Source organism: Stenotrophomonas sp. 62841_Sma (assembly GCF_056482945.1).
Window position 1 is genome coordinate 4,585,367 of record NZ_CM151224.1, and the last position, 16,167, is coordinate 4,601,533.

Sequence of the window (16,167 nt, forward strand, 5' to 3'; positions counted from 1 at the left end):
GACTTTCGCAATGCCGTCCCACTTCGATGCCCGCCACGTCCGCCGCGCGTTCGCCCGTGCCGCCAACAGCTACGACGCCGCCGCCGCCCTGCAGCGCGAAGTGCAGTCGCGGCTGATCGAATCGCTGGACTACCTGGAGGCACGCAAGCCCGAGGTGGTGCTGGACATTGGTGCCGGCACCGGCCATGCCAGCGCGTTGATGAAGAAGCGCTGGCCGAAGGCGCAGGTGATCGCGTTGGACGTGGCGCTGCCGATGCTGGACCAGGCCAAGCGCCAGGCCGGCTGGTGGAAGCCGTTCCAGCGCCTGTGCGGTGATGCCGCCGCGCTGCCGCTGGCCGACAACAGCGTGGACGTGATCTTCAGCAACCTGTGCCTGCAGTGGGTGGACGACCTGCCGGCGGTGTTTGCCGGGTTCCGCCGTGTCCTCAAGCCAGGTGGCCTGCTGGTGTGTTCCACCTTCGGCCCGGAAACCCTGATCGAACTCAACGAGGCATTCGCCGCCGCCGATGACCGCCCGCACGTGAGCCGCTTCGCGCAGATCGCCCAGTTCGGCGATGCGCTGATGATGGCCGGCTTCCGCGACCCGGTGCTGGACCGCGACCTGTTCACCCTGACCTACGACGATCTGCCGTCACTGATGCGCGAACTGCGTGCGATGGGCGCGACCAATGCACGGGTGGACCGACGCCACACGCTGACCGGGCGTGGCCGTTTCGCCGCTGCGGCAGCGGCGTATGAACCGATGCGTCGTGCCGACGGCAAGCTGCCCAGCAGCTGGGAAGTGATCTATGCGCACGCCTGGGCACCGGACCCGGGCGCACCGATCCGCGAAGGCGGGCATGACGTGGCCTCGGTGCCGGTGTCGGCAATTCCGATCCGGCGCAAGCAGACCTGATCGTCCGGTAGTGCCGGCCGCTGGCGGGCAACTTCACGATTCCATGCTGGGCATCTGCCGGCCAGCGGCCGGCACTACCGCATGCCACACCGTACGCGAATCGCTCTGGTAGGTGCCAACCTTGGTTGGCACACCCCATCAGATCGCGGTGCCGCCAGCAGTGTGCCGACCAAGGTCGGCACCTACCAAAGGCGGGTATGGGCCGGCACGTGAACCGGGTAGCGCCGGGCCATGCCCGGCGAGCGCAGCGGCACCCTCAGGTATTGGCCGGCGAACTCAGCGGCGGGCGCACCAGGTCGCGGTGGAAGAAGTAGATTTCCTGCACCAGGAAGCGCCAGCTGGTGTGGAAGCTGCGGAAGCGCGTGCTGGGCGTGGACGAGGCCAGCGCATCGATGCCCAGCGCCTTGCTCAGGCGCAGCGCGCGCGCCATGTGCAGCGGATCGCTGACGATGATCACCCGGTGCAGGTCGCGCTGGTCCATCAGCCGCTTGGCTTCAACCAGGTTCTGCACGGTATTGCGCGAGGCGGTTTCGATCAGGATCGCATCGTCCGGCACGCCATGTTTCAGCGCATAACGCCGCGCCACCTGCGATTCGGAAAAACGCGCACCGGTGCCACCGTAGCCGCCGGTGAAGATCAGCAGCGGCGCGTACTGGGCCTCGTACAGGTCCAGCCCATGCCGGATACGCTCTTCGAACACCGGTGACGGTTTGGCGTCATAGGCGGCCGCACCCAGCACGATGATGGCGTCGGCCTTGGCGGCCTGGTCACGCTCGCCGACCCAGACGATCCAGGCAGTCACGCCCAGCAGCCAGATCACCAGCAGGACAAACAGCCGCCACAGCCAGCCCAGCAGGCCGGTGCGAGGCCGCTGCCGGTCGCGGCTCACGGCGCGCCCCAGCGCAGCGCTGGCAGGTCGACGTTGCCGCCGGACAGCACCAGGCCCACGCGCAGTCCGGCGAAACGTTGCGGCTGCGCCAGCACCGCAGCCAGCACGGTGGCCGAGGACGGCTCGACCACCTGCTTGAGCACCTCCCACAGCAGGCGCATCGCGGCCATCGTCGCCGCGTCATCGACCACGATCACCTCGGCACCGGCCGCGCGCAGCAGTTCGAAATTGGGCGCGCCGATCAGGGTACGCAGGCCATCGCAGATCGTGTCCGGGGTGAACGCGTCCTGGCGCTCGCCAGCGGCCAGCGAGCGCGCGGTATCGTCGGCACCGGCCGGCTCGGCCAGCACCAGACGGGTCTGCGGGCTGGCGTGCTGCAGCGCCAGCGCAGTGCCGCTGGCGAGGCCGCCGCCGCCCACCGGTACCACCAGCACGTCGAACGGGCCGTCGCTGTGCAGCAGTTCCAGGGCGGCGGTGCCCTGCCCGGCCATCACCGCCGGATTCGTATAGGGATGCACCAGGGTCGCGCCGGTGTCGGCCTGCACCTTGGCGCAGGTGGCCTCACGGTCGGCAATGGTCGGCGGGCAGTGCCAGAGCGTGGCGCCATGGCGCGCAATATTGGCCAGCTTGGCCGCCACCGCACCTTCCGGCACCACCACGTGACAGGGAATGCCCCGGGTACGTGCGGCCAGCGCCAGGGCGGCGCCGTGATTGCCAGAGGAGTGGGTGACCACGCCGGCACTGGCGGAATCAGCCTCCAGCGACCACACCGCGTTGCAGGCACCGCGGAACTTGAACGCACCACCACGCTGCAGGTGCTCGGCCTTGAAGGCCAGCTGTGCCCCGGCCAGCGCATCGAGCGTGTGCGAGCGCAGCACCGGGGTCACGCTGGCATGCGGGGCGATCCTCGCGGCAGCAAGCAGGACGTCGTCGGCGCGGGGCAACAGTGAATCGCTCATGACGCAAGATTAACGTATGCCCCCGCGCTGGCGACCGGGACACAGGTCATGCCAGCATGCAGCCCTACGCCTCCATTCATCCTGGCCGGCGGAATTAAGGGCCGATTCAACGCTGGCGCCCGAAGCTGACTGCACACCCGTCCTCTGGGGGGACCCACCATGAAAATGCGCCTGATGCTTGCCGGTGGCCTGTTGCTGGCCCTGACCGGCTGCACCACCTACGACTATGTCGGCGGCGGCCGCAGCGGCAGCTACTACCACGGTGCGCCGTCGGTGGAATACCGCTACCCGGCCGGCTATCCCTACAACTACGGCCCCTACTACGGTGGCTATGGCGGCTACTACGGCGGCTACGGCAACCCGTATTACTCGCGCCCGATCTACCGTCCGCCGCACAACCACCGCCCGCCGCCGCGTCCGGGCAATGGCGGCGAGCACCGTCCGCCGCCGCCGTCGCGTCCGTCGTACAACGGGGGTTCGCCGTGGCGGAACATGGACTCCATGCGCCGCCCGCCGCAATCGAACGCCCAGCCGTCGGCGCCCCCGCCGCAGGCCCGTCCGGCACCGGCACCGAGTGCGCCGAGGATGAACGGTTCCCCCTGGCGCAACATGGATCGTGCGACGCAGCGCACAGTTGAGCGCTGAACCGTCTTGCATTTCACGCGGTCTAAGCCGCAATCTACGCGGACAGTGACGGCCCACGTCACAAAGTGACAAAAACGACACGGGCCGCCGCAAAAAGCTCTACGTCGATATCCGACAGGAACATCTGGATCCCCCCTGTTCCGGCCCTGTCGGATGTCGGCACCTCTGAAGACAGACGGCCCCGCAATGCGGGGCCGTTTGTTTTGTTGGGTCGCCAACCGCCGAGGGCCCCAGCGTCAGTAGCTCCACGCCATGCGTGGATGGCGCCTTCCCGACAACCGCAAAAAAACAGGGCCGGACAGTCCCCCGACTGCCGGCCCTCTGCTCCCCCACCGTGCGCCTGTACCGGCCCCTGTTCCAATTCCGGTCACGGGCGCCTACGGCGCCAGCCACGATGGGTGCTATTGGGTTATCTGCAAAAATCCTGCCAACTTTAGGGCTGATTTCGACGCCGGCCGGCCGGCACCGACGTCCCGGCCCCGAATGGCGCTAAAATCGCCACCCCGGCGCCGCCCCCGGTCCGCGCCCGCCCCCAGCTGAACAGCCCCCCATGAACCCGTCCTTCCATCGTTACGACGTCATCGTCATCGGCGGTGGCCACGCCGGCACCGAAGCCGCGCTGGCCGCGGCCCGCACCGGCGTGCGCACCCTGCTGCTGACCCACAACATCGAAACGGTGGGTGCGATGAGCTGCAACCCGGCCATCGGAGGCATCGGCAAGGGCCACCTGGTCAAGGAGATCGACGCGCTGGGCGGTGCGATGGCGCATGCCGCCGACCGCGCCGGCATCCAGTGGCGCACGCTCAATGCCTCCAAGGGCCCGGCCGTGCGCGCCACCCGCTGCCAGGCCGACCGCAACCTGTACCGCATGGCGATCCGCGCCATCGTCGAGGGCCAGGCCAACCTGACCGTGTTCCAGGCCGCCGTGGACGACCTGGTCATCGAAGGCGACGCCGTGCGCGGGGTCATCACCCAGACCGGGCTGCGCTTCGATGCCGAGGCCGTGGTGCTGACCGCCGGCACCTTCCTGGCCGGCAAGATCCATGTCGGCCCGACCCAGTACGCCGCCGGCCGCATGGGCGACCCGCCGGCCACCACGCTGGCCGCGCGGCTGCGCGAGCGCCCGTTCCAGGTGGACCGCCTGAAGACCGGCACGCCGCCGCGCATCGATGGCCGCTCGCTGGACTACAGCGTGATGGACGAGCAGCCCGGCGATTCGCCGCGGCCGGTGATGTCCTTCCTCGGCTCGGTGGACGAGCATCCGCAGCAGGTCAGCTGCTGGATCACCCACACCACTGAACAGACCCATCAGATCATCCGCGACGCGCTGCACCGCTCGCCGCTGTACAGCGGCCAGATCGAAGGCATCGGCCCGCGCTACTGCCCGTCCATCGAGGACAAGGTGGTGCGCTTCGCCGAGAAGGCCAGCCACCAGATCTTCGTCGAACCCGAAGGCCTGGGCATCGTCGAGATCTATCCCAACGGCATCTCCACCTCGCTGCCGTTCGACGTGCAGCTGGAGATGGTGCGCAGCATCCGTGGCTTCGAGAACGCACACATCACCCGCCCCGGCTACGCGATCGAGTACGACTTCTTCGACCCGCGCGGGCTGAAGGCCTCGCTGGAGACCAAGCTGGTCAACGGCCTGTTCTTCGCTGGCCAGATCAACGGCACCACTGGCTACGAAGAGGCCGCCGCGCAGGGCCTGCTGGCTGGCCTCAACGCCGCACGCCAGGTGCGCGGGCTGGACGGCTGGTGCCCGCGTCGCGACGAGGCCTACCTGGGCGTGCTGGTGGATGACCTGATCACCCACGGCACCAACGAGCCGTACCGCATGTTCACCAGCCGCGCCGAGTACCGCCTGCAGCTGCGCGAGGACAATGCCGACCAGCGCCTGACCCCGACCGGCCGCGAAATGGGCCTGGTGGATGATCGCCGCTGGAGTGCGTTCGAGACCAAGCAGGCCGCCGTCGCTGCCGAGCGCGCACGCCTGGGTGCGCTGTGGGCAACCCCGGCCAATGCACTGGGCCGCGAAGTGAACGAGACGCTGGGCGTAGCGGTCAGTCGCGAGACCAATGTGCTGGACCTGATCAAGCGCCCCGAGCTGGATTACGCCAAGCTGATGCAGGTGCCGTCGCTGGGTCCGGCCGTGGCCGACGGCAAGGTGGCCGAGCAGGTGGAGATTGGTGTGAAGTACGCCGGCTACCTGGACCGGCAGCGCGAGGAGATCGAGCGCCAGCAGCGGCATGAAGCCACGCCGATCGCTGAAGCCTTCGATTACGCGACGGTGCGCGGGCTGTCGGCCGAAGCGCTGCAGAAGCTGGAGCGCGTACGCCCGCAGACCATCGGCCAGGCACAGCGCATTCCGGGCATGACCCCGGCAGCGATCTCGCTGCTGCTGGTGCACCTGGAGCGCGCACGCCGGGGACGCGTGGCGTAACGCACCGCTTTGCTCGCCGGGCATGGCCCGGCGCTACCAGCTCTGGTAGGTGTCGACCTTGGTCGACACGGATGCATGAAGCATCCCGGCAGTTGCGGGTGTCGGCGGGGTCGCCATTGGCCGAGCGCGTATCATCGTCGTGAACGCCCTGATTTCCGGAGACTTCGATGAACCCGCTGCGCCCCTTCCGCGACAAGATGCCCGTCCTCGGCGAACGCGTGTACATCGATCCGGCCTGCACCATCATCGGCGACGTGGAGCTGGCCGATGACGTGTCGGTGTGGCCGGGCACGGTCATCCGCGGCGACGTCAACCATGTGCGTATCGGTGCACGCACGAACGTGCAGGACGGCACCATCATCCACGTCAGCCACCACAGCCCGTACAACAAGGCCGGCTACCCGACCCTGATCGGCGAAGGCGTGACCGTCGGCCACGGCTGCATCATCCATGCCTGCACGATCGGCGATTACAGCCTGATCGGCATGGGCGCCTGCATCCTCGATGGCGCCCGCGTGGAGCGCCATGGCTTCGTCGGCGCCGGTGCGGTGATCGGCCCCGGCAAGGTGGTGGGCGAAGGCGAGCTGTGGGTCGGCAACCCTGCACGACCGGCACGCACGCTCAGTGACAGGGAGATCGAGGCGCTGCATTACTCGGCCGACCACTACGTGCGGCTGAAGGACGAATACCGGGGCTGAGCCCCCGACGCTGCCATGCGGCTCTGCTAAAGTCTTGGCCCGACCAGGACCTGTCGAGACCCCCATGCCTGTGGCTGCCCGCCGGAGAGGACTCCGGCGCCCACAACGAAGGCCATCGCGCTGATGGCCGCACCGATGCTCGATACCTACCGCGAGGTGGTGACGCCGGAGGGTGTGCCGCTGCAGTTGCCTGCCGCCGGCCCGGTACCGCGGGCGATGGCCTGGCTGGTCGATCTTGGCGTGCGCATCGCGGCACTGGTGCTGGTGTCCATTCCGCTGGCGCTGCTGGACAAGTTCGGCTCCGGCCTCTACCTGGTGCTGATGTTCCTGGTCTACTGGGCCTACCCGATCGTCTGCGAAGCGTTGTGGGGGCGCACGCTGGGCAAGCGTGCGCTGGGGCTGCGCGTGCTGTCCCGCGATGGCGCGCCGGTAGGCTGGATGGCGGCGATCACCCGCAACCTGCTGCGCACGGTGGACATGCTGCCGTTCGGCTATGCGCTGGGCCTGATCAGCAGCCTGTTCGATCCGCATGGCCGCCGCCTTGGCGACCTGGTGGCGGGCACCGTGGTGGTGCACGCACCCGCGCTGTACCTGCCACCGCCGCCGACCATCGACAGCGTGCTGGCCCCGCCGCAGCCCCTGCGACCAGAGGAACAGGCTGCGTTGATGGCCTTCGCCGAGCGCGCGCCACGGTTGTCCGCGGCGCGCCAGCAGGAGCTGGCCGGTATTGCCGAGCCACTGACCGGCACCCATGGCCAGGTCGGGGTGCTGCGCCTGTATGCGATGGCCAACTGGCTGCTGGGGCGGCGATGAAGCAGGAACAGTTCGTCGCCCGCTACCAGCAGGAATGGCAGGACCTGGAGCAGTGGCTGCTGCTGCGTGCTGGTGCCTCACGCCGCACGCGCCGCAAGGCCAGCGGCCTGGCACTGGACGACACCACCTTCCCGCAGCGCTACCGGCGGCTGTGCCAGCAACTGGCGCTGGCCCGCGAACGCGGCTACAGCCCGCAGCTGGTGCAGCGCCTGCAGCAGCTCATGCAGCAGGGCCACAGCGTGCTGTACCGCACGCCGCCGACGCGCTGGCGGGGTGCCCTGGAGTTCCTGGTGGCCGATTTCCCGCTGCTGGTGCGCAGCCAGGCGCGCAGCATGTGGGTGGCGCTGGCGATGTTCGCGCTGCCGGCGGTGGCCTGCTTCGTGCTGGTGCAGGTCTATCCGGACCTGATCCACATGCTGATGGACAACCGCCAGATCGCCGAGATGGAGCGCATGTACGATCCCGCCGCCGAGCGCCTGGGGCGTGACAGCGGCACCGACTGGATGATGTTCGGCCACTACATCATGAACAACATCAGCATCGCCCTGCGCACCTTCGCCAGCGGGCTGCTGGCTGGGCTGGGCACGCTGCTGGTGCTGTTGTTCAACGGCGTGATCATCGGTTCGGTGGCCGGTCACCTGCAGCACATCGGCCATGGCGACCCGTTCTGGCGCTTCGTGGTCGGCCACGGTGCCTTCGAGCTGACCGCGATCGTGATCGCCGGCGGTGCCGGTCTGCAGCTGGGCATGAAGCTGCTGGCACCCGGCCGGCGCAGCCGCCTGGATGCACTGGTCGAAGGCGGCCGCATCGGCGCACGGCTGTGCCTCGGCGTCGCCTTCATGCTGCTGGTGGCCGCCTTCATCGAAGCCTTCTGGTCCTCGCTTGCCGAAGTACCGGCGTGGGGCAAGTTCAGCGTGGCCGGTGTGTTGTGGGCCGGCGTGCTGCTGTGGCTGTGGCGCGGCGGACGTGGAGGCGGCCATGCGCATTGACCGCCTGGACGTGGCGCTGCGCGCCCGCAGTGGCTGGGAAGCGATGGAGCTGGGCACCGCCCTGTCCCGCCGTCACGCGCGTGCGCTGTGGGGCAGCTGGCTGCTGGCCAGTGCACCGCTGTTCGTGATCTTCAACGCGCTGGGCTGGTGGCTGGATGCCTTCGGCTGGGCCTGGCTGGCGATGTGGTGGTGCAAGCCGCTGTTCGAACGCGCGCCGCTGTACGTGCTGTCGCGCGGCATTTTCGGTGAGCCGGTCGGCACGCTGGCCGCGCTGCGCGCGCAGCGCCACTGGGGCAACAGCGGCTTCTGGGGCTACCTGGGCTGGCGTCGCTTCAGCGTGCTGCGCAGCCTGTGCCTGCCGGTGAACCTGCTGGAAGGCAACACACCGGGCCAACGCGGCCCACGCCGTCGTGCGGTGGCAGCCGGCGCAGTGGGCGCGGCACTGGTACTGACGGTGACCTGCCTGGCGTTCGAAGCCGTGTTGGTATCCGGCGCGATCGGTGCGGTGTTCATGTTCATGCCACTGGAGCTGATGTCCGAATCGTGGCGTGCGGCGTGGGACATGATTGGCAAGGACACGCCGGCATGGGCACGGCTGGGCTTCAACCTGGCGTGCTGGCTGGCCTCGGTGCTGATCGGCCCGTTCTTCGTCGGTGCGGGCTTTGGCCTGTACCTGAACCGTCGAACGCAGATGGAAGCCTGGGACGTCGAAATCGCCCTGCGCCGCCTGCGCGAGCGGCTGCTGCCGGCAGCATCGACGCTGGCGCTGCTGCTGTGGCTGGCACTGCCGCTGGTGTCCGCACCGGTGCATGCGCAGGACGCGCAGACGGTCGCGGAGCAGGCAGGCGATGCCGAAGAGGACGAAGACAGTGCGGAAGAACCGGCCACCGCGGCCAACGACCCCGCCAATACGCCGGCAATGATCTTCGGTACAGCGCCGGTGGACACCGCCGGTTTCCGTCAGGCAGTGAACCGCGCCTATGAAGACCCGCTGCAGCGCCCGACCCGCCAGGTGACCCGCTGGAAGCCGATCGAGCAGGCCGAGGAAAAAAAGAAGGAAGACAAGCAGCTGCAGCGTGACACCAGCAGCAAAGGTGAACGCAAGGCGCGCAAGGACGGCATCGCCTGGCTGGCACGGCTGGCCGAATGGGGCCTGTGGGGCCTGCTCGGCATCCTGCTGCTGGTGCTGCTGCTGACCGCGCGGCTGTGGCTGCCGTGGCTGCGTGGCAGTGGCCGGCGCAAGGCCGACGCTGCACCGAAGGTGCTGGAGGAGCAGGTGGAGTTGCCGGTGGTGCTGCCGCCGGACGTGGCCACCCAGGCCGGCCTGCTCTGGGACCAGGGCCGGCCGCGGCAGGCGCTGGCCCTGCTGTACCGCGCCAGCGTGCGCACGGTGGGCGAGCGCAGCGGTATCGCGCTTCCACCCGGTGCCACCGAAGCGCAATGCCTGCGCGCATCGCGACGCATGCCCCAGGCCAGCGACCGTGACCTGTTCGCGCGCATCGTGCGCATGTGGCAGTACGCCGCCTACGGTGGCCGCCTGCCCAGCCGCGCCGATTTCGATGCGTTGGCCGATACCCTGCGCCAGCAGTACGGGTGGCAGGCATGAGTCCGCGCCTGTTCTGGTCGCTGCTGCTCGGTGCGCTGGTGCTGTTCGGCGTACCGCTGACCATCCTCTACCTGCGCACGCACGAGCGGGTGACCGAGACGATCCGGCTGCCGCCACAGGGCGAGGCCGCCTACAATCCGCTGTACGTGCTCGGCCAGGCCCTGCGCGCCGATGGCATCGACGTGCATTCGCGACCGCGGCTGGAGTTGCAGCAGATGACGCTGGGGCGCCACGACACGGTGGTGCTGCTGCAGGACAGCAGCGAACTGCCGCCGCCCGTCGCCAGCGCACTGCTGGACTGGGTCGACGGTGGCGGTCACCTGCTGGTACGTACACCGCCGCCGGCCGAGGACGATGCCGGCAGCACACAGGGCCCCCTGCTGGACCGGCTGGGCGTGGACAGCCTGTTCCAGCGCAGCGACTGCCAGGCCTTCCATGTCGACGACGATCCTGGCCACGTCGAATTCTGTGGTGGCCGCCGCTTCACCCTGGGGTTTGCGGCCAGTGCGCAGGCCGAACGCCGCTGGGGCACTGATCGCGACCTGGTGTTCGCGCGCCTGCGCCACGGCCAGGGCAGAGTGAGCGTGCTGGCCGACATGGAGTTCATGCGCAGCGAAGTGGACTCACCGGCAGCGCGCCTGGCGTCGGCAGGTGGCGGGGCCAGCGACGGCCTGCACGACGCGTCGCATCGCGACCTGACCCGCTACCTGCTCGATCCGAACTATGGCAAGGGTGCGGTCTGGCTGGTCTATGCCAGCCGCCCGCCATCGCTGTGGTCGCGCATGTTCTATCAGGGCTGGCCGTTGTGGGTGCCGTTGCTGCTGGCCCTGCTGGGCTGGCTGTGGGGCCGTTCACAGCGCTTCGGCAGCCTGCTGCCGTCGCCGGTGCTGGAACGTCGTTCACTGCTGGAGCACGTGCGTGCCAGTGGCGAACTGCTGCTGCGCTTCGGTCACGGCATACGCCTGTACGAGGCCGTGCTCGCCCTGTTCCTGCACCGCCTGCGCCTGCGCGCACCGATTGCCGCCGCACTGGATGGTGCGCCGCGCGATCAGGCCATCGCCGAGCTGCTGAAGTGGCCGCAGGGCCGCGTCGCCAGCGCGCTCACGCCCCCACCGCCGCACGATTCCTCCGCCCTGCGCGAGCGCATCCGCTTGCTGCTCCAGATGAGATCCCTGCTATGACTGAAGTCCCCGAGCTGCCGGCGGCCGCCAACGCCCGCCTGATCGAACGCGTCGATGCCATCCGCGATGCCGTCGGCCACGCCTTCATCGGCCAGGCCGATGTGCTGGACCAGATCCTGGTGGCGCTGCTTGCCGGTGGTCACGTGCTGATCGAGGGCGTGCCCGGGCTGGGCAAGACCCTGCTGGTGCGCGCACTGGCACAGGCCCTGGAGCTGGATTACGGGCGTGTACAGTTCACCCCCGACCTGATGCCCAGCGACGTCAGTGGCCACGCGGTGTACGACCCGAAGAGCGAGAGCTTCAAGATCCGCCGCGGCCCGGTGTTCACCAACCTGCTGCTGGCCGACGAGATCAACCGTGCACCCGCCAAGACCCAGTCGGCGCTGCTGGAAGTGATGCAGGAAGGCCAGGTGACCATCGAAGGCAAGGCCTTCACCCTGGCGCCGCCGTTCATGGCGCTGGCCACGCAGAACCCGCTGGAGCAGGAAGGCACCTACCCGCTGCCGGAAGCACAGCTGGACCGCTTCCTGCTGAAGGTGCTGATCGACTACCCGCAGCTGGAGGACGAGAAGCGCATGGTGACCGCGATCACCAGCGGCCGCGCCGCCAGCGATTTCGACCTGAGCCAGGTGCCACGCGTGCTCGGTGCTGGTGAGCTGCTGGAACTGCAGCGCGCCACTGCGGCGATCACCGTCGACGACGAAGTGATCGACTACGCGGTGCGGATTGTGGCAGCCACAAGGCAGTGGCCGGGCATCGCGGTCGGCGCTGGCCCGCGTGGCAGCATCGCGCTGGTGCGTGCCTCGCGCGCGCAGGCGGTGCTGGCCGGTCGTGATTTCGTCACTCCGGATGATGTGCGCGACATCGCACGCCCGGCGCTGCGCCACCGCATCGCGCTGGCCCCGGAACTGCAGATCGAAGGCCAGGACGCCGACGACGTGCTGGGCGCGCTGCTGGCCAAGGTGGAAGCGCCGCGCCGATGAGGCCGGCCCCGCTGCTGCTGGCACTGCTGCTGGCCTGGGCTGCCCTGGGCGGTCTGGTGCTGGGCGGTCTGCTGCCGCGCTGGAGCTGGGCGCTGGCGGCGCTGGCGATTGCCGCGCCGGCGCTGATGGATCTGTGGCGCCAGTGGCGGCGCCCGTCGCCGCAGGTGCAGCGCGAACTGCCCGAAGCGCTGGCACTGGGCGTGCGCCGCGAGGCTGCACTGCGGCTGCAGGCGGACGCACCGATGACGGTGCAGGTGTTCGACCTGGTCCCCGGCGGCTGGCCGCTGGAATCACTGCCGCAGCGCGTGCGCCTGCAGGCGGGCAGTGCTTCCACCCTCCACTACCACCTGCAGCCGCTGCAGCGTGGGCATTTCCGCTTCGAAGGCGTGCACCTGCGCATGCGTTCACCGTGGCGGCTGTGGTGGCAGCAACGCACGCTGCCGCCCGCACTGGACGTGCGGGTCTATCCGAACTTCGTGCCGCTCACCCGCTTTGCCCTGTTCAGTGCCGACCAGGCCTCGCGGCTGGTCGGTGCACACGTGAAGCGCCGCCGCGGCGAAGGCACCGACTTCCACCAGATGCGCGAGTACCGCATCGGCGACAGCCTGCGCCAGCTCGACTGGAAGGCCACCGCGCGTGCGCGCAAGCTGATCTCGCGCGAATACCAGGACGAGAAGAACCAGCAGCTGCTGCTGATGCTCGACAGCGGTCGGCGCATGCTGGCCAGCGAAGGCGGGCTCTCGCACTTCGACCATGCCTTGAACGCCTCGCTGGTGGTGGCTTACCTGGCGCTGCGCCAGGGCGACGCCGCCGGCCTGTTCGCCACCGGTGGCGAGCGCCGTTGGGTGGCGCCGCAGCGCGGCATGGGCACCGTCGAGCACCTGCTGCGCGCCAGCTACGACCTGCAGCCACGCGCGGTGGCCACCGACTACCTGGCCGCCGCTACCGAAGTGTCGCTGCGCCAGCGCCGGCGCGCGCTGGTGATGCTGGTCAGCAACGTGCGCGACGAAGACATCGAAGACCTGCTGGCGGCGGTGCGCCTGCTGCAGCAGCGCCATCTGGTATGCGTGGCCAGCCTGCGCGAGCGTGAGCTGGACGGCGTGCTGGACAGCGAAGTGCAGACACTGGAAGACGCCACCCAGGCAGGTGCAGCGGCGCTGTACCTGCAGCAGCGCGCGAAGGCGCACGAGGCGCTGCGCAGCGAGAAGGTAATGGTGCTGGACGTCACCGCCGATGCCCTGCCCGGTGCGCTGGTGGAACGCTACCTGGCGGTGAAGCGCGAAGGGCTGCTCTGATACCAACGATCGATCTGGTGGGTGCCAACAACGGTTGCCGGCCAGCGGCCGGCACTACCCCTGCAACAACCGACGCATCGCTCTGGTAGGTGCCAACCTTGGTTGGCACGAAACCCACGGCGCCGACCAAGGTCGGCCACTACCCCCGCAACAACCAACGCATCGCTCTGGTAGGTGCCAACCTTGGTTGGCACGAACCCACAGCGACGACCAAGGTCGGCATCTACCAACGGCGATTGCCGGCCAGCGGCCGGCACTACCCCTGCAACAACCGACGCACCGCTCTGGTAGGTGCCAACCTTGGTTGGCACGAACCCACAGCGACGACCAAAGTCGGACTCTACCAACGGCGATTGCCGGCCAGCGGCCGGCACTACCCCTGCAACAGCCGACGCATCGCTCTGGTGGGTGCCAACCTTGGTTGGCACGAACCCACGGCGCCGACCAAGGTCGGCCTCTACCAACACCGGTTGCCGGCCAGCGGCCGGCACTACCCCTGCAACAACCAACGCACCGCTCTGGTGGGTGCCAACCTTGGTTGGCACGGAATCAACGGCGCCGACCAAGGTCGGCATCTACCAACGGCGATTGCCGGCCAGCGGCCGGCACTACCCCTGCAACAACCGACGCACCGCTCTGGTAGGTGCCAACCTTGGTTGGCACGAACCCACAGCGACGACCAAAGTCGGCCACTACCCACAGCGGTTGTTCTACGACCGGCGTCGGTTGCCCACGCCGGCCCGGGGGCGCCGCACCGTCATCAGACGTAGATCCGCGTCGGTGCCTCATCAACGATCGCGTGTGGCACGAAGCGCGCACTGTCGCGGGTGATCGCGCTGTCGTCCTCGCGGATGCCGATGCCGCAGGCGTGGTCACCCACCACCCAGCTGCCGATCAGCGGGTAGCCGCCTTCGAAGCGGGTCAGCGGATGCGCACGCTGGATGATCGCCGGGCCGTCGTAGGGACCGTCGCTGCGTTGGGTGCTGCCATCGGCCAGGTGCATCTCGATGTTGGCGCCTTCGCGCGAGAACAGCGGCTTGCGCACCCAGCCCGACGCCAGCGTGCTGCCGTCATCGAAATGCGCTTCCAGCAGGTTCGGATGGCCCACGTTGCGCTGCCACAGCAGCGGCAGGATGCCCTTGTTGCTCAGCACCGCCTTCCACGCCGGCTCCAGCAGCTGCACGCCCGAGCCGGGCAGCGCGCGGCCGAACTCCTCGGCCATCAGGTCTTCCAGTGGGTACAGCTTGAACAGCGTGCCGATCACCGAATCGTCCAGCGCGGTGAAGCGCCCGTCCTCGGACAGGCCGATATCCTCGATGGCGATCGCCTGGCCATGCAGGCCGGCCTGCGACGCACAGTCGCGCAGGTACTCCACGGTGCCGCGGTCTTCTTCCGAACTGCCCACGGCGCTGAAATACAGCGGCGGCGGCAGCTGCGTGGCCAGTTCGCCGAAGCGTTCGACCAGCGCTTCGTGGATCGCGTTGAACTGGTCGGCATGCTGCGGCAGGCGACCGGCATTGCGCTGGTCTTCCAGCCATTGCCACTGGAAGAAGCTGGCCTCGAACAGCGAGGTCGGCGTGTCGTAGTTCAACTCGTACAGCTTGGCCGGGCCGGTACCGTCGTAGGCCAGGTCCAGGCGACCGTACAGATGCGGCTGGCGCTGGCGCCAGCTGTCGGTGATCCAGTCGCGGTAATGCGACGGAATCGCCAGCTGGTCCATCAGGCGTTCGCTGCCGATGACATCACCGACCAGGTCCAGCGCCATCTGGTGCAGCTCGGCGCTGGGGTCTTCGATGTCCTGCTCGATCTGGCGCAGGGTGAACGCGTAGTACGCGCTTTCATCCCAGTACGGCTGGCCGTCGATGGTGTGGAAGCGGAAACCCGCTTCATCCGCGCGTGCCCGCCACTGGGCACGCTCGGCAATCCGGATACGCTGCATGGGTCGATCAGCCGCCGTAGCTGCCGCTGGTGCTGCGGCGCGCGCTGGTGTTGCCGAAGCCACCACGGCTGGCAGTGACCGCACGGTTCGGCTCGCTGGTGACCGGGGCCAGGCCCGCCTTGCCGGCGCCGATGCCGCTGGCGGTGTTCAGGCCACCGCTGCCGCCCGGAGCCGGGCGCGCCCAGCCGGCGCTCTTGTCCTGGTAGGCCGGCGACGCCGCCGGCGCCTGCGGCGCGAGGCCGCCGCGGTTGCTCAGCATCTGCGACATGAAGAAGCCCATCATCATCGGGCCGATGAACGAGGTACCGGCCGAGGTGTGCTGCTGCACGCACTGTTCCGGCTTGTAGTCCTTCTCGCAGGCTTCCTTGCTGGCGTACTTCGGCGCCGCATCGGCGGCCTGCTTCTGCGCTTCGGCGAAGGCATTGCGGCACGACGACGGATCGCCGGTGGCCTCGGTGCAGGCCTCCACCGAGGTGTACAGGCCTTCCTGCACCTTCACCTCCGGCTCCTTCTGGCAGGCGGTGAACAGCAGCGGCGCAGCGCTCATCAGCAGCAGCGCGGTGGTGCGGGAACGTTTCATGGCCTCATGCCCTGTCGACGGATCAATGCCCCAATGATGCCAAATCCGGACCAGCAACCGGAATCGGCAAAGTCCGAAAGATGAACGGACTTTCATTTTCGTCGGGCATTGGGGTCAGAGCCCATCGCGCCGCGATGGGATCCGACCCCGGGCGGCGCACCGCTCTGGCAGGTGCCAACCTTGGTTGGCACACACGGCACGGCGCCGACCAAGGTCGGCATCTACCGAAAACGGGTGGTTGCAGCAGCAACCGAA

14 protein-coding genes are annotated in these 16,167 nt (G+C 68.7%); 10 read left to right on the plus strand and 4 right to left on the minus strand.

Going from position 1 to position 16,167, the window contains the following annotated elements; translation table 11 throughout:
• Nucleotides 1–10: 10 nt before the first annotated feature.
• Nucleotides 11–895 carry a malonyl-ACP O-methyltransferase BioC gene (gene bioC / locus ACZK5G_RS21335; RefSeq protein ID WP_049400863.1) on the plus strand — a complete coding sequence of 295 codons (885 nt, stop codon included), beginning with the start codon at nt 11–13 and terminating at the stop codon, nt 893–895.
• A 256-nt stretch (nt 896–1,151) separates the two neighbouring features.
• Here the strand turns inward: bioC and ACZK5G_RS21340 are convergent, their stop codons facing one another.
• Both ACZK5G_RS21340 and ACZK5G_RS21345 read right to left on the minus strand, forming a co-directional pair.
• Complete coding sequence (locus ACZK5G_RS21340; RefSeq protein WP_032127185.1) at nt 1,152–1,796, minus strand: YdcF family protein; 645 nt, start codon at nt 1,794–1,796, stop codon at nt 1,152–1,154.
• On the minus strand, nt 1,781–2,743 hold the full coding sequence (locus tag ACZK5G_RS21345) for a pyridoxal-phosphate dependent enzyme (RefSeq protein ID WP_049400864.1): 963 nt from the start codon (nt 2,741–2,743) through the stop codon (nt 1,781–1,783). Before ACZK5G_RS21345 ends, ACZK5G_RS21340 begins: the two co-directional genes overlap by 16 nt.
• Before the next feature lie 159 nt (nt 2,744–2,902).
• On the opposite strand from ACZK5G_RS21345, the gene ACZK5G_RS21350 reads away from it, so the two are divergent.
• The 9 genes from ACZK5G_RS21350 (at nt 2,903) to ACZK5G_RS21390 (ending at nt 13,393) form a co-directional block, all read left to right on the plus strand.
• The gene (locus ACZK5G_RS21350) at nt 2,903–3,388 is read left to right on the plus strand and encodes a hypothetical protein (RefSeq protein WP_019337023.1); all 486 of its coding nucleotides are present in this window, start codon (nt 2,903–2,905) and stop codon (nt 3,386–3,388) included.
• Nucleotides 3,389–3,938: 550 nt separating this feature from the next.
• Entirely contained in the window at nt 3,939–5,828 is a 1,890-nt protein-coding gene (mnmG, locus tag ACZK5G_RS21355; RefSeq protein WP_049400865.1) for a tRNA uridine-5-carboxymethylaminomethyl(34) synthesis enzyme MnmG, read from the plus strand.
• A 167-nt stretch (nt 5,829–5,995) separates the two neighbouring features.
• Nucleotides 5,996–6,526: a gamma carbonic anhydrase family protein gene (locus tag ACZK5G_RS21360; RefSeq protein WP_478464731.1), complete on the plus strand. Its 531-nt coding sequence runs from the start codon at nt 5,996–5,998 to the stop codon at nt 6,524–6,526.
• A gap of 123 nt (nt 6,527–6,649) precedes the next feature.
• Complete coding sequence (locus tag ACZK5G_RS21365) at nt 6,650–7,339, plus strand: RDD family protein (protein WP_049400866.1); 690 nt, start codon at nt 6,650–6,652, stop codon at nt 7,337–7,339.
• Nucleotides 7,336–8,328 carry a stage II sporulation protein M gene (locus ACZK5G_RS21370; protein ID WP_032129115.1) on the plus strand — a complete coding sequence of 331 codons (993 nt, stop codon included), beginning with the start codon at nt 7,336–7,338 and terminating at the stop codon, nt 8,326–8,328. The genes ACZK5G_RS21365 and ACZK5G_RS21370 overlap by 4 nt, the downstream gene beginning before the upstream one ends.
• A complete protein-coding gene (locus tag ACZK5G_RS21375) occupies nt 8,318–9,934 on the plus strand; it encodes a DUF4129 domain-containing protein (protein WP_478464733.1) in 1,617 nt (538 codons plus the stop codon). Before ACZK5G_RS21370 ends, ACZK5G_RS21375 begins: the two co-directional genes overlap by 11 nt.
• Nucleotides 9,931–11,115 carry a DUF4350 domain-containing protein gene (locus ACZK5G_RS21380; protein WP_049461684.1) on the plus strand — a complete coding sequence of 395 codons (1,185 nt, stop codon included), beginning with the start codon at nt 9,931–9,933 and terminating at the stop codon, nt 11,113–11,115. The genes ACZK5G_RS21375 and ACZK5G_RS21380 overlap by 4 nt, the downstream gene beginning before the upstream one ends.
• Complete coding sequence (locus ACZK5G_RS21385) at nt 11,112–12,098, plus strand: AAA family ATPase (RefSeq protein WP_005411535.1); 987 nt, start codon at nt 11,112–11,114, stop codon at nt 12,096–12,098. Before ACZK5G_RS21380 ends, ACZK5G_RS21385 begins: the two co-directional genes overlap by 4 nt.
• The gene (locus tag ACZK5G_RS21390) at nt 12,095–13,393 is read left to right on the plus strand and encodes a DUF58 domain-containing protein (RefSeq protein WP_478464735.1); all 1,299 of its coding nucleotides are present in this window, start codon (nt 12,095–12,097) and stop codon (nt 13,391–13,393) included. Before ACZK5G_RS21385 ends, ACZK5G_RS21390 begins: the two co-directional genes overlap by 4 nt.
• Nucleotides 13,394–14,153: 760 nt before the next feature.
• On the opposite strand, the gene ACZK5G_RS21395 is transcribed toward ACZK5G_RS21390, so the two are convergent.
• Nucleotides 14,154–15,332, minus strand: a complete 1,179-nt coding sequence (locus ACZK5G_RS21395; protein WP_478464738.1) for a glutathionylspermidine synthase family protein — start codon at nt 15,330–15,332, stop codon at nt 14,154–14,156.
• A 7-nt stretch (nt 15,333–15,339) separates the two neighbouring features.
• On the minus strand, nt 15,340–15,912 hold the full coding sequence (locus ACZK5G_RS21400; protein WP_014038869.1) for a DUF1190 domain-containing protein: 573 nt from the start codon (nt 15,910–15,912) through the stop codon (nt 15,340–15,342).
• Nucleotides 15,913–16,167: the final 255 nt, after the last annotated feature.